Consider the following 14,284-nt stretch of genomic DNA (forward strand, 5'->3'; position numbering starts at 1 on the left):
GCTCTCTCCTATTGGCCCAAGTAGACTTCGCGAACACGCTGGTCATCCTGTATCGATTTCATCGATCCTTCTGCCAGCACATGTCCTTGGTGAAGCACAGTCACTGTCGACGCAATACTGCGAACAAAATCCATGTCGTGTTCAACCACCATGATCGAATGTTCACCCGCCAGCGATAGCAGCAATTCGGCGGTACGATCCATCTCCTGATGCGTCATGCCCGCCACAGGCTCATCCACCAACAACAACTTAGGTTTCTGCATCAGCAACATGCCGATTTCCAGCCACTGTTTCTGGCCATGGGAAAGCTTGCCCGCCAACATTCTGGACTGTGTTTCTAAGCCTATTAGTTCGAGCACTCTTTCTATGTCGCATTTCTGCTCACCGGATAAAACGGCGCGGAACAGATGCCAGGTGGATTTTTCACCCGCCATGGCGAGCTCAAGGTTTTCCCAAACTGACAACGCTTCAAATACGGTAGGTTTCTGGAATTTACGGCCAATGCCCGCATTGGCAATTTCCGCTTCATCCATCTTGAGCAGGTTCAATTGCTGACCGAGCCAAACATCACCGACATCCGGTCTGGTCTTCCCCGTAATAATGTCCATCATGGTGGTTTTACCCGCGCCATTTGGACCGATGATGCAACGAAGTTCGCCCTCTTTGATATACAGGTTCAAATCGTTAATCGCTTTGAACCCATCGAAAGATACCGATACGCCTTCGACGTAAAGCAACATGCCATTTTTCACGTCGACTTTGGGGTTGTATTGAGGCTTCAGGAAGCTGAATACCTGATCACGTCGGGTGATTTCATTCAGCAGCTCCGCCGTAGGATTGGTTTCAGGCAGTTGTTCTTTTTGGTGGTTCATGCCTTCTGCCACCAGCGTTCTCGACATCATGCGTTTGCCTCCTTGCGAAACAGTCCACTTACGCCTTTTGGCAGATACAAGGTGGCGAGTACAAACAACGCTCCCAACGCAAACAGCCACACTTCTGGAAATTCAACGGTGAACCAGCTTTTCGCGTAGTTCACCAACACGGCACCAATAACAGAGCCATAAAGGGTCGCGCGACCGCCTAGTGCTACCCAAACCACGATTTCAATCGAGTTCAGCGGCGCAAATTCCCCTGGGTTAATGATGCCCACTTGCGGGACGTACAAGGCTCCTGCCACACCTGCGATGGCAGCAGACAACACGAATAACCAGAGCTTGCTGTTCTCAACGCGATATCCAACAAATCGGGCGCGGGATTCAGCATCGCGAATGGCGATCGTCAATGCACCCAATCGGCTAACAACCACCGCACGGCACAACAAGTAAGCCAGCAACAACGCCATCACGGTCGCCGTGAATAATCCAATTCGGGAGGCATCGCTTTGAAGGCTGAAACCGAGAATGTCTTTGAAATCCGTCAGGCCGTTGTTGCCGCCAAATCCCATTTCATTGCGGAAGAAAGCCAGCATCAAAGCGAACGTCATCGCCTGCGTCATGATGGATAGATAAACCCCCGATACACGCGAGCGGAATGCCAGCCAGCCGAATACAAAGGCCAACAAACCCGGTACGGCGACCGCCATCAAACAGGCAAACCAGAATTGGTCGAAGCCAAACCAGAACCACGGTAATTCCTGCCAGTTAAGGAACACCATAAAGTCAGGCAGTTCTGGGTTACCGTAAACACCGCGATCACCAATCTGGCGCATCAGGTACATACCCATGGCATAACCGCCGAGTGCGAAGAATGCGCCGTGACCCAGACTCAAAATACCGAGGTAGCCCCAGACCAAATCGACGGAAAGCGCGAGAATGGCGAAGCAGAGATATTTGCCGAGCAAAGAAACGGTATAGGTTTCGAGATGAAAAACGCTACCTGCCGGTACCACCAGATTCAGGATAGGCACCAGAAAACCGATGCCCAGCAGCACCACAATCATCATGACCGTTGAGCGGTCGAAAAGAGATTTAGTGACCATTTAGTTGTCCTCCGCCATGCGTCCACGTTGCGGGAACAAACCTTTAGGACGTTTCTGAATAAAGAGGATGATGAACACCAGAACGAGGATCTTCGCCAATACAGCGCCCGCCCAAGGTTCCAAGACTTTGTTGAACACGCCGAGGCTCAAGCCTGCAGCCAGCGTTCCCCATAGGTTTCCAACACCGCCGAAGACCACCACCATGAACGAGTCAATGATGTAAGCCTGACCCATGTTCGGGCCCACATTAGTGAGCTGGGAAAGCGCCACGCCCGCCACACCGGCGATGCCAGAGCCCAAACCAAAGGTCGCCATGTCGACCCATTCTGAGCGCACACCCATCGCGCGGGCCATTGCACGGTTTTGCGACACGGCGCGAACCTGTAAGCCCAGCGGCGTGCGTTTCAAAATAAACAGTAGTGCAAAGAAGACCATCAGGCAGAACACCATGATGTACATGCGACTGGCCGTCAGCTCTAGCATTGGAGTGACTTCAATCATGCCGCTCATAAAATCAGGCGTACTGACGGAACGGTTAAGCGGCGAGAAGATACTACGGACGGCTTGTTGCAGAATAAGGCTGATGCCGAAAGTCGCCAGTAGGGTTTCCAATGGTCGACCGTAAAGATGTCGAATCACCGAACGTTCAATCGCCATGCCCACCAAACCAGAAACCACAAAGGCGCAAGGAATAGAAAGCAGCAGCGCTATGCCGGTTTGCGCAGGAAAAAGTTGTTGCAGCACATAGGTGGTATACGCACCGATCATGATCAGCTCACCGTGTGCCATGTTAATCACGCCCATCACACCAAACGTGATGGCAAGGCCAATCCCGGCGAGCACTAATACTGAACCCAGGCTTAAACCGAAATACAGGGTTTGGGCGGCGTTCACGACACGCTGACTTTGTTCGTATTCAGTGATTGCCTTATCCAGTGCCGCGATGGTTTCAACATCATCACTTTGCACATTCGCTCTTGATGCTTGCAGTGCATCGAAAGCTTCAGGCAAACCAACGCCAGACAGAAAAGCAATGGCTTCCAGGGCCTGCTTTGCTTCGCTGCCTTCTGTCACTGCATAAACAGAAATCGCCGTCGATAAGTACTTTTTAGTGACAGTGTCACTCTCATCATCGCGTATCGAAACGATGGCAGGCAGTAAGGAGGCATCAAGCTCACCAATCATGCGCCTAGCCGCGGTTTGTCGGGTTTCTGCATCAGCACTGGATAGCGCGGCTGTCGCCAAGGCGGTCTTTATCTGACTACGGATTTTGTTATTGATGGTCACCGCACGGTACTGGCGTTTCTTTTCTACCGTCACAGTGTCGCCAGAGAGGATATTGGTCAGCTCGCTGCCTTTCACCAATGGCGGCTCGGCAAGATACCAAATGGATTTGGCTTTCTTTTCGTAAACCACCTGCTTATTCAGCAAGCCTTCGAGAAGTTGTGTGTTTGAAATGTCAGATGATTCTGACAAGTCAGCGGATGCAATAAATGCGATCGCTGCTTCTTTATTTTTGAATGATTTGCCTGCAAGTGCGCTTGCGGCTTGCGACATCTCCGAAATGTCGGCATTCGCCTGTGCTGTTATCAGCGCCCCGCTCATTAAAACAAGGACACGGCTTAACCACAGCAGACGATTCACTATTGCTGTCAAACGAAACATGAATCGATCCTTCGAAAAAGTCCTGCCAGTGCGGTTCAGATGCAAGGAGACGGCACCGCAAAGGCAGGTAAACTGGAAGTAATCTTCCGGGCTGGAGTCTCTCCGGACTCCATACCCTGACTGATGAGGTTAAAACTTATTCAGCAACACCTGAGCATTGGCCCGTGGTGACATTGAAACTGCCGCAAGACATTGGTTTCAGCCAGCTTGCAAACAGGTCTTTTGAGCCCGTGAGGTAATCAGACCACGCATCACCCGCGACAACATCTGGGGTTTCCCACACGGTCACGAACTGGCCGTCGTCCTGAATCTCTCCAATCAATACAGGTTTAGTGATGTGGTGGTTAGGCATCATGGTTGCGAAACCGCCAGTCAGGTTTGGTACCGTTACACCAATGATCGATTCCTGAACGGCTTCAGAATCTGTGGTACCTGCTTTCTCAACCGCTTTCGCCCACATGTTGAAACCAAGGTAAGTCGCTTCCATGGGGTCGTTAGTCACGCGCTTGTCGTCTTTGATGTAGGCATGCCACTTCTCAACGAATTCGTCGTTGGTGTCAGTTTCCACACTCATGAAGTAGTTCCATGCGGCCAGGTGACCCACCAGCGCAGAAGTGTCCATACCAGACAGTTCTTCTTCACCGACTGAGAACGCCACGACAGGAATGTCTTCCGCTTCTACGCCCTGAGCAGCAAGCTCTTTGTAGAACGGCACGTTGGCGTCACCGTTGATGGTAGAGACCACTGCGGTTTTCTTACCGGCAGCGCCAAATTTCTTGATGTCAGCAACGATTGACTGCCAATCAGAGTGACCAAATGGGGTGTAATTGATCATGATGTCTTCTTTCGCGACACCACTATCAATCAAATAGGCCTCGAGGATTTTGTTGGTCGTTCGTGGGTAAACATAGTCAGTACCTGCGAGTACCCAGCGCTCAACGCCAAGGTCTTTTTTCAGGTAATCAACAGCAGGAATTGCCTGCTGGTTAGGCGCAGCGCCAGTGTAGAACACGTTTTTCGAGGACTCTTCACCCTCGTACTGAACAGGATAAAACAGCAGGCTGTTAAGTTCTTCGAATACAGGTAAGACAGATTTACGTGAAACGGATGTCCAGCAGCCAAACACCACGTCTACTTCTTCTTTCTCAATCAGTTCGCGTGCTTTTTCTGCAAACAGCGGCCAGTTTGAAGCTGGGTCAACCACAACAGCTTCCAGCTTCTTGCCGAGCAAACCGCCTTTCTTGTTTTGCTCGTCCACCATCATCAACACGGTGTCTTTCAACGTCGTTTCACTGATCGCCATCGTGCCAGATAGCGAATGCAAGACACCCACTTTGATGGTGTCTTCTTCAGCGACAACCTGAAATGAAATGCCAGCACCAGCGATAGCCGCAGCACTTACCCAATTTAATGCAAACTTCTTCCCATTCATTGCAAAAGCTCCTTTTGAGTATCTGGGATACCCTTGAGCAAGAGCCTTGCCATAAACGAGATATTGCTCGCAAATAAATCTCAACCAGATGAAATAAAACAGGTTTTATACAGAGCATCAAACGTTATAGACGCGAATACAAAATTCAATATGCATAAAAATGGTGCATAGAAATCCGCCCAACGCACTACATTAGTCACTTCTTAGCTAGCAATGACGCGACGCACTTATATGGAGCATCGTTCTGTATTTTTTAGTACAGGCAGGAGAGATCAATCCGGACGAACTATGCTTACGTAGTAGCAAACATGTTCTTTGTGGAAGGGCGTGTATCATGAAAACGTTAACTTATCTTGGGGTGGCTCTGACTGGGCTGTTGTTCAGCACAAACATACTCGCCTACCCGATGTACGGTCTGATTGAACCCCACCGAACACTTATTTATTTTTCAAAAGGTTTCGATGAGAACGTCGCCTCTTTTGAACGTCAGTTACTGGTTCATCGCTGCCAGATTGATGACAGAGACCTCCATACCCTCATTTTAGACATGAACGATCTGTCCGACTCCCGCGGCCTATTCTCTTCTCAGGAAATCATCAAACTAATGAATAAATACCGCATAAAAAACAGCGAGCATACTGCTGTTTTAATCGGTAAAGATGGCACCGAAAAAGCGCGCTGGCGTCAGGGCTTCGATATCAATGAGATGGTGCAGATCATCGATGAGATGCCCATGCGGAAGGCGGAAATAAGGGAGAGAGGATTGAGGTGCAGTATTTAGCTGTTGCTGTTCCGTCTATAAAGGGGCATTGCGCCCCTTTCTTATTTGTCCAGCGAAGATCAGTCTTCACACAGCAAATCTGTCTTGGCTGCACAGATAAAATCATTTTTGTGCAAACCTTTAATTTTGTGGGTCCACCAGGTAACTGAACAGCTTCCCCACTCAAGTAGAATCGCAGGGTGATGCCCTTCCGCTTCTGCTAACTCCGCCACTTTGTCAGCAAATGCCCACGCCAATTTGAAGTTGCGGAACTTATAAACGCGTTGTAATTGGTTGATGCCATCCACCTCCAACAGTTGCCACTCAGGAAGCGTGGACATCAAGCTTGCCGCTTCATCACCATCCACTCTTGGCGCATCTGCACGGCAGGCTTCACATTGCAGTTCTGACAATTGTTCCATTTCATTCTCCCTATTGTGCGATTTTCTGAGGGTAAAGTGGCGCATGCAGACCAAGAGCTTTTGCCCTGTTCACACACGCAAGCAAGTCGAGTTTCTCGAGTTCGTAAAGTTCATCGAGCGTACTTAAATAAAAGTAGATCGGTTGCAGAATGTCGATGCGATAAGGCGTTCTCATTACGTCGATCACATCCAGCTTCTTCCGAACCGGTTCATCGCTATTAAAGGCATACTCGGTTTCCGCAGGTGAAGACAAAATCCCACCGCCGTATATTGATAGCCCCTCGTCGTTTTGAACCAACCCAAACTCAACCGTAAACCAGTACAACCTTGCAAGATATACGCGATCTGCCTTCGATGCGTTCACTCCCAGCTTGCCATAATGTTGGGTAAATGAAGCAAACGCTGGATGCGTCAACATGGCGCAATGACCGAAAATTTCGTGGAAGAAGTCAGGCTCTTGTAGATAGTCAAAGTCCTGCTGAGTGCGAAGAAAGGTCGCGACAGGAAACCGTTTTGATGCAAGCAGCGCGAAGAAATGGTCGAAATCAATCAAAGCCGGCACAGGCTCCAGTTGCCAACCCGTTGTTTCTGCCAGAACACGGTTGATGGAAGATATCTGTGGCGCACAATTTGTGGGCAAATCCAACAATGCCAGCCCATCAAAATACTCACGACACGCCTTGCCCTTGATGCAGTCTAACTGTCTGGCGACAAGCTGCGTCCAGACTTCATGTTCGTCATCCGTCCAAGCGATCTGACCTTTAGAATCCAACGGCTTAGATTCGTATTGATGCTGTTTCATCGCCACGCCTCCCTGTTTCGTCTCTACAAAAAACGATAGCGGTTCAACAGAGAGAGGAAAACACCCGGGCGGGTTTTACAGAACACCAGTGCGTAACATTTTATTTACATCCCGCTTTTACGCGAGCGGTGAGTGGAAGATGATTTTTGTCTCCCTCATCTTGCACGTCATTGCGATTAAGACAAAGATAACAATTGTAAGAGAAGGCAGACATTACGTGGCTTTCAGCGAGGTTCCCAAGCGCAAAAAAGCGTCTCACCTCGGAGAAGATCACATTAATCTAGCATGCAAGCTAATGATTGATTTGCCGATAGTACGCTTTCGCGTAACATCGGTCAGGTCTGATTGAGAGGTAAGGTAGTCGTGGTTAAGCACTTGAGGACACAATCTGAATTTGAGGAATGCCTGCGCACCGATACAAATGGTGACGTGATGGCTGTCTTCAATGGATTGGAACTTCGCAGTGTCTTTCAGCCTATCTTCCGGGCAAATGGTACGGTACTTGGGTTTGAAGCACTGGTGCGGGCCAGACAAACGGATGGAGAGCCAGCCTGCCCTGCACATCTTTTCAGAAAGCTCGATCACGACCATCCGGACTTTATAAACCAAATCAGTATCGACAAACTTGCCCGCGTTATCCATCTCCGAAACTTTTCATCCTTTGCTGGCAATCACTCAATCTTCCTCAACATGCTGCCGTCTTCCGCTGTCGCTTCTATTGAAACCTTCTCCAACCAGAATCTGATAGTTAAGCGCCTCGCCGAATTGGGAATCCCCCGCCATCATGTTGTGTTGGAAGTTGTCGAACACCTGCATGCCGACACCCTCTCGCTCTCCGTTGCCATTACACAATCTATTAATAACGGCTTCCAAATCGCAGTAGATGACTACGGCGTAGAGGGCTCAGAGGAAATGCGTGTACGTATGATTCGCCCAAGCCTAATTAAGATCGACCGTTCTTTAGTGCAACGTTATGTAGAAGGCGAAGTAGAAACCATGCTGCGTGCTGTTGCCCTCGCCAACGAAGTGAATGCTGAAATATTAGTGGAAGGCATCGAGAATCAGGAAGAATACGAAGCCATGCGCGCCCTGCACATCAATTACTTCCAGGGTTTCTATTTGGGCATGCCACAGCGCTTGGAAGATTTCTTTGCTGCCAACCCAGGCAAGCGCGGGCCGACCCAGAAGGTCGAATAAGAAAATCGGCTAATCTCTCACCACTCTCCCCCTGTTCTTCCAGTTATTTTTTATCAAGCCTCCGTTAAGTGCTAAAATCGCCGACAACTTTTCGCCTCAGCGCATGCTGACAGGCGTTTATACAGAATTACAAAGGCAATCATTCGCATGATTAACAATTCCATCCAGTGGTTTCCGGGCCACATGCACAAAGCGCGCAAAGAAATCGAAGAAGTGGTACCAAAAATCGATGTGATCATCGAGGTACTCGACGCGCGCATTCCATTTAGCAGCGAAAACCCAATGATTCGCCGCATCCGCAAAGATAAGCCAGTGATTAAAGTGCTGAACAAGCGCGATCTGGCTGACCCGGAGATGACTGCCCTGTGGCTTGATCACCTTGAGAAAGAGCAAGGCGTAAAAGCGATGGCGATCACCACTGAGCAAATCAGTGAAGTGAACAAAATCATGGATCTTTGCCGTAAGCTTGCCCCTCACCGTGAAGAAATGGGCAAAAACATTCGCACCATGATCATGGGTATTCCGAACGTCGGTAAATCCACCATCATTAACACACTGGCTGGCCGTGTCGTCGCGAAAACCGGTAACCAACCGGCTGTGACCCGTCAACAGCAACGCATTAACCTGCAAAACGGTGTGGTACTTTCTGACACCCCAGGGATCCTGTGGCCAAAAGTGGAAAACCCACACAGTGGCTTCCGGCTTGCAGCGACTGGCGCAGTAAAAGATACCGCGATGGAATATGACGAAGTGGCATTCTACACCGTGGAATATCTCGCAAGCGCGTACCCAGAACTGCTGAAAAAGCGCTACAACATCGAAGAGCTACCGGAAACTGAAGTGGAACTGATGGAAGCGATTGGCGAGAAGCGCGGCTGTTTGCGTGCTGGCGGCCGTATCGACCTGCACAAAGCCTCAGAGATTCTGATTAACGATCTTCGCAACGGCGCACTGGGTCTCATCACGCTGGAGCACCCAGACATGATCAGCCAGGAACTGGTTGAAGTAGAAGAAGCCGCAGCACAGAAAGCAGAAGAAAAAGCGAAACACAAAGAAGAGCGTCGTAAACGTTATTTGAAGAATAAGCGCTAAGGCAAGATTCGAGATAAGAGTTTCGAGAGTTGAGATTGAAAAGCCCTGCGAATGCGGGGCTTTTTGTTTTGGCTTTTGGTTCTTTCACTCCTTAGAACAGCGGAGGAATGCTGTGAACACAAATCAGGCTAAGCGTCGAGCTTCAAACATGAAGCTATTTTTTTGGCCATTAATTATTGTGAAAGCTTTAACACTTCACATGGAATGGCTATTAAATTTGGTTATCACCTTGAACCCTTCACTCTCATACAGGTTCCTGGCATACAAGTTACCTTCAAGCACATAAGTTTCTGCTTTATCGCGGATTTTTTCCAACCCATGCTTAAGTAGTTGACGCCCAATTCCCTTATGAAACTCATTAGGGTCAACATACAACCATGTCACTTCACAGTCCCTTATGCCGACGAAACCAACAACTTGCTCGTTGATGCATGCCACGAACTTTTGAGATAAAGTGAAACTTTCCAAGTCATTAACATCTTCCGCTAGCGGTACGAATGCCTTTTCGTCACATGTTCCTTTGAGTTCAATTGCCCTCGCCCTATCATGAATGCTACAAGTAACAAGCCAGTCACTATCTTCGTATTCCCGTATAGCTACTCTGCACAAAACTCAATTTCCTTGTGATAGATTTATTGAAATCACTGAAAAACATAGCCCTGTTGAGGGGTGAGCAACGCAATACCAAAGCCGCCGCATGCTACCTTAAACACTGAGCGCAACGCATAGTAAAAATGCCACGCGTTGCGAATCACTCTTAAACAGTTTGTTAAGTTTATTCTCACTCAAACATTTTTTCCTTAAGCTCTTCACATGTCCCATCTAACCCAGGAAACAAAGAGCCTGCTGTTAACCCCATTAAGGTCAACTCTCTTACAACTGAATTACGTTCGCTCCACGGAATATCTATTACTTGTAGAAACTTATTGCCACTTTCTTTCTCACTATCAATTATTAGAGATTCAATGTCAGCAACGTTCGTAACAGTAGTAGTTGCTTGCTGCGGTACCATTCTGTTGTTTTCTATAGCTAGTAAATCGATAACAGACAAATGCATTTGCCCCGTAAGCATGTTTTGATTTTGAACCCAGCTTTTTCTCCACTGAATTGAGTCAAAGATATAAATCCTAGCTTTTTTATTTGGGTTTTGTTCCGCTTGATGCTTTGATATGCCTCGGAAAGCAAAGAAGGCGGCTACATATGGGGAGTGAGACCAATCGAGCAGCGGGGTTGGATAACCATGATGTTGTGCCAGATTCAAAAAAGCGCCATGCTCTTGAGGGTTTGATAAATTAAATACATGTTGAGTTTTAGAACTTAGTGCTCTATGGAGCTGAGGTATATCTTCTACTTGATACCTTGTAAGGTCATACCTACCTCGGCGATGGAAACTTGTTTGGAGTTTCCAAGGTTCATTTTGACCACGATAGATAAATTCTTTTTGGTTTGTTAAAACAAACAACTTGAACTCATCCCAAGACATCTCTGTTACTTGGAGTTCTGACGCAGCATCCAAGGACGAAATTGAAAATATACCTTCAACTTCAGTGTCAATCTCCGTTTTCGCGCATACTTTAAGCTCGCTTCCTACCCGCTCGAAGGATATGTTTATCGTCTTTGGAAACGTAACATTGGGGTAAAACTGTTTTACAGCATCCCAAGTAACTTCAGTAAATGAGCCTGGTTGTAAAGGGTTTATCCAATTACTCTTACACTCACCAATACCTGACGAGATGTTACATTTTTCAATTTCAAAATGAGCTGTAAGCATAGGCTTGCTTGCATCGTAGTCAAAGAAGTATGCTACGCCACTAAAAGCTTCCAATTTTTCATCTATGTTAATAACAGCTTTGCCACTATTAGTGCCTTTAAATTCACCTACCCACTGACCTTTCATTGATACCTCATTATAAACTTAACGCCTTGCTCACCGGATAATTAAGAGCGAAGCGAGTAATTATTCCGAGTGCAGCAACTTGTTATATTTTCTAGTAATTACTCGCCAACCAAGCGTCAAACCGCCCCGAATTGTTTTCAGCAAGGACAAAACGACCATCAGGTAATACTGCGGCAATAAGATTTTCAGAGTTTAATGATAAACTTTCACCATCGTAAGTTGCAAAATTAGTAGAAGTGATTTGATCTATAAAATCACTGACACTTCCCGCTTCTTTTTCTGCAAACTCTATAAAATCAAGCTCTTTAGTGTAGACATCGCTTTTAGTTAGTTGATGGAATATTGCGTATACAGAAGAAGTAACTTCGACTGGCTCCCACTCGATAGTAGATGTTCTGGATTCCAGAGTTTCTTTTGATAACTCATCATACTTAAACATCCAGCCACCTTGATCTTCTTTGATAACAGCTTTCGCTCTTAGGAACTCATTTAGTCCCTCCATTTCAAGGTCATCACCCCACGGCATTCCCACATCAAACTCAAGCGAGATCTTTGTCCAAATAAATTCAAGCATAAAAAGTACTGGGTTTGCCTTGCTAGACAACATGAAATCCCAATAACCATCCCTTAAAGGTGATAAATACGGTCTTCCATTTCCCTTAACCAATGAATGTTCACCACAGATAATTAATTGTGGAAATGAAGGGACGCCATAACCTGCACCAGTTCCTTCTTCCTCTAAGAATTTTATAAGACCTTCTCTTAAACCAAATTCAGAAGAGAAACCATCATAACCAAGCACAATTTTAACGGGCATTAATTGCTCCATGAAAATGGTGGTGTATATTAATTCGTTCTCTTTAGAGAGAGTTTCCCTATTATGGTAATTTGGTGCCGTAATCCCCGTAAGTTGTGAGAATGTTTTGTAAGAAGGAGATAAGTCTATTGCTTCATTTTCCTTATGTTCTCCTTCAAATAGGTACTTAGAGTAACTTTCAGAAACTTGTCTTAATTTATAAAATGAATTGATTAAATCTTTTGAGTACAAATTTTTCTTTACTTCAAACACAGCAAGCACATCTTTAACGTGCCATTTGAACGATTTAGTATACGGAATTTGCTCGCCTTCACCGCGAACTAACATACAATCCATTTGACCAGATAAGATTTCACCTCCATCCGTTATGAAGCCATCTACGATTTGTAAATTTAGCTGTGGTGGGATAGCTCTATTCAATAGGTCTGCTGATAAACCTTCATACATATCTCCAATCGTTGGGCCATGTTTCAATTCGTACGCATTTAGCTTGTCTGACTCTTCTTTCATGAAGCCTTGCAACAATTCTGCGACATTTTTTATCATTTTCGACTGCCTATGGGGAAAATATAACGTTGCAATAACGGGCGCTTACCAAACCGCCCAAACTGCTTTAGTTCTTTGTATTCACAACACTTTAAATAGCTGCCGCATTGAAAAAGCGTCCCTGTTTATAGCCTTGTTATACGCTACCAAAAGACTTTCGCGGCTTGCCGCCAATCACCTTTTGAACAAGACTTTCTCACTTGAGCCCAAACCGAAAAGCTTTGACAAACCACCAAGAAAAAGCCTTTTCGTTTGAACACAACACCGAACATTGCAAAACAGACACTTTAACCGAACTGCCTGGCGGCAATTCAAAGCCAAACCATTTTAAACCGCCTGCTATGAAAAACGGGTTAGCTTGCCAAACCTCAGACTGAGTACACGCAAATGATAAAGCGATATAACGTTCGAATAACGGGCGTTTACTAACCCAAACCGATTGAAACTCCTGAATCACAGAGTTTCGAAGGAAAAATGCGCTACGAGTAAACGTCCCTCGTTCATTCGCTTGTTAGTTTTTAGCTTACTTCCAAGACCTTACCTCATTAGAGGTGTCAATAAAGTGCTTGTACAGTCCGTGTATGTCCGATGCCAAACACTCCAATCCGCCTGATTCATGGTCAAAGAAGTGAACCGGCGCAGGAGTTCTCGTTGTGTCTAAAAAGTAGTAGTTACCACACCCGTCTGACCCAACAAGCAAGAAGTGCTTACCCCATGCTAAAGTAATATCGAAAGTTTCCTGTACCAGTTCCAACAATTCATCTCGGAAAAATTCGTTGTCACGAATTACTGTTTCAGAATCCCGAAAGATCGTCTCTTCAAGGTACTTTTGTTCTTCCGAATCAGGTAACTTTGGATATGACAGAATGAAATTTACGTATTCACTTGGAAGCTTTAGATTTAGTTTTTCCTCTATCGCTCTCAATCCTTCGAAGTCCACACGACCTCCTCCATGAAAACTAACGTCGCAATAACGGGCGCTTATCAAACCGCCCAAACCGCTTTAATCCCTTGTATTCACAACACTTTGAAAAGCTTCCGCAGTGACAAGGCGTCCCTCGTTGATTGCCTTGTTATACCGATTTTAGGTTGTGCCACCAGTGCCTACACCCTTTCCCACATGACAGCTTTCTTCGGCGAGAGTCACTTATAGTGAATAGCGACATAAGCAAACACCAAGATTTATCAATCTCGATATCTGGCAACAAATTTATCTTGTGCAAAGCATCACTGAGATCAAACTTACTTATTAACACGCATGGTGTGAAGTTTGGGTTTAGCCCAGACATAACAATTGCCTTGCTTACTTCTTCATTTGTCGGGTGTGACTGAGTTATAAACTTAGATAAAGAACTCAGAGCTTCTGACTTTTCCCGATTTTTCAGATTGTTGAACCACAGTTTTCCCTGCTCTCTCGTAAGAAAACCTTGGGCAATTTCATTTATTTTCAGCTCAATCTCACTCATATAATCCTGAGGTATAACGTTCTAATAACGGGCGTTTACTAGCCCAAACTGATTGAGGCGCCTAAATCACAGCGTTTCTATGTAAAAATGCGCCACGAGTAAACGTCCCTCGTTGATTTGCTTGTTAGTTTTCATAAGGCTCGTAGTAAATATCAGTGCCCTCAAACCTAAACGGTGTAGTCGTCGGAGATACGCTCGCAGGAAAACTTA

General features: G+C 46.4%; 14 protein-coding genes. 3 read left to right on the forward strand and 11 right to left on the reverse strand.

From position 1 onward, the window contains the following. Positions 1 to 8: 8 nt before the first annotated feature. The 4 genes from urtD to urtA form a co-directional block, all read right to left on the reverse strand. Positions 9 to 902, reverse strand: a complete 894-nt coding sequence (gene urtD / locus G5S52_RS02480) for an urea ABC transporter ATP-binding protein UrtD (RefSeq protein WP_062664485.1) — start codon at positions 900 to 902, stop codon at positions 9 to 11. Further along, positions 899 to 1,978, reverse strand: coding sequence for an urea ABC transporter permease subunit UrtC (gene urtC, locus G5S52_RS02485; protein WP_205743737.1), 1,080 nt, complete (start codon positions 1,976 to 1,978; stop codon positions 899 to 901). Before urtC ends, urtD begins: the two co-directional genes overlap by 4 nt. Beyond that, complete coding sequence (gene urtB / locus G5S52_RS02490) at positions 1,979 to 3,643, reverse strand: urea ABC transporter permease subunit UrtB (RefSeq protein WP_165011635.1); 1,665 nt, start codon at positions 3,641 to 3,643, stop codon at positions 1,979 to 1,981. Positions 3,644 to 3,779: 136 nt separating this feature from the next. Continuing rightward, a complete protein-coding gene (gene urtA / locus G5S52_RS02495; RefSeq protein WP_165011636.1) occupies positions 3,780 to 5,075 on the reverse strand; it encodes an urea ABC transporter substrate-binding protein in 1,296 nt (431 codons plus the stop codon). A 334-nt stretch (positions 5,076 to 5,409) separates the two neighbouring features. On the opposite strand from urtA, the gene G5S52_RS02500 reads away from it, so the two are divergent. Beyond that, complete coding sequence (locus G5S52_RS02500; RefSeq protein WP_165011637.1) at positions 5,410 to 5,856, forward strand: DUF4174 domain-containing protein; 447 nt, start codon at positions 5,410 to 5,412, stop codon at positions 5,854 to 5,856. Positions 5,857 to 5,915: 59 nt separating this feature from the next. Here the strand turns inward: G5S52_RS02500 and G5S52_RS02505 are convergent, their stop codons facing one another. Together G5S52_RS02505 and phhA are read right to left on the reverse strand one after the other, a co-directional pair. Next, entirely contained in the window at positions 5,916 to 6,257 is a 342-nt protein-coding gene (locus G5S52_RS02505) for a 4a-hydroxytetrahydrobiopterin dehydratase (RefSeq protein WP_165011638.1), read from the reverse strand. Between the two features lie 10 nt (positions 6,258 to 6,267). Next, positions 6,268 to 7,059: a phenylalanine 4-monooxygenase gene (phhA, locus tag G5S52_RS02510; RefSeq protein WP_046305326.1), complete on the reverse strand. Its 792-nt coding sequence runs from the start codon at positions 7,057 to 7,059 to the stop codon at positions 6,268 to 6,270. 432 nt (positions 7,060 to 7,491) lie between these two features. On the opposite strand from phhA, the gene G5S52_RS02515 reads away from it, so the two are divergent. Together G5S52_RS02515 and ylqF are read left to right on the forward strand one after the other, a co-directional pair. Then, positions 7,492 to 8,256 carry an EAL domain-containing protein gene (locus G5S52_RS02515; protein WP_235956053.1) on the forward strand — a complete coding sequence of 255 codons (765 nt, stop codon included), beginning with the start codon at positions 7,492 to 7,494 and terminating at the stop codon, positions 8,254 to 8,256. Positions 8,257 to 8,403: 147 nt separating this feature from the next. Further along, positions 8,404 to 9,348 carry a ribosome biogenesis GTPase YlqF gene (ylqF, locus tag G5S52_RS02520; RefSeq protein WP_046305320.1) on the forward strand — a complete coding sequence of 315 codons (945 nt, stop codon included), beginning with the start codon at positions 8,404 to 8,406 and terminating at the stop codon, positions 9,346 to 9,348. 195 nt (positions 9,349 to 9,543) lie between these two features. Here ylqF and G5S52_RS02525 read toward each other — a convergent pair whose 3' ends face one another. From G5S52_RS02525 to G5S52_RS24335, 5 genes are all read right to left on the reverse strand, one after another. Continuing rightward, positions 9,544 to 9,957 (reverse strand): GNAT family N-acetyltransferase, encoded by a 414-nt coding sequence (locus G5S52_RS02525; protein WP_165011640.1) that lies wholly within the window; start codon positions 9,955 to 9,957, stop codon positions 9,544 to 9,546. A 172-nt stretch (positions 9,958 to 10,129) separates the two neighbouring features. Continuing rightward, on the reverse strand, positions 10,130 to 11,245 hold the full coding sequence (locus G5S52_RS02535) for an FRG domain-containing protein (RefSeq protein ID WP_165011642.1): 1,116 nt from the start codon (positions 11,243 to 11,245) through the stop codon (positions 10,130 to 10,132). A 91-nt stretch (positions 11,246 to 11,336) separates the two neighbouring features. Continuing rightward, entirely contained in the window at positions 11,337 to 12,608 is a 1,272-nt protein-coding gene (locus G5S52_RS02540; protein WP_165011643.1) for a DUF6602 domain-containing protein, read from the reverse strand. A 523-nt stretch (positions 12,609 to 13,131) separates the two neighbouring features. Next, entirely contained in the window at positions 13,132 to 13,548 is a 417-nt protein-coding gene (locus tag G5S52_RS02545; RefSeq protein ID WP_165011644.1) for an SMI1/KNR4 family protein, read from the reverse strand. A 133-nt stretch (positions 13,549 to 13,681) separates the two neighbouring features. After that, positions 13,682 to 14,074 (reverse strand): DUF5958 family protein, encoded by a 393-nt coding sequence (locus G5S52_RS24335; RefSeq protein WP_368737437.1) that lies wholly within the window; start codon positions 14,072 to 14,074, stop codon positions 13,682 to 13,684. Positions 14,075 to 14,284: the final 210 nt, after the last annotated feature.

Origin of the sequence: Grimontia sedimenti, assembly GCF_011045095.1 — a bacterium.
Classification (GTDB): Bacteria; Pseudomonadota; Gammaproteobacteria; order Enterobacterales; family Vibrionaceae; genus Enterovibrio; species Enterovibrio sedimenti.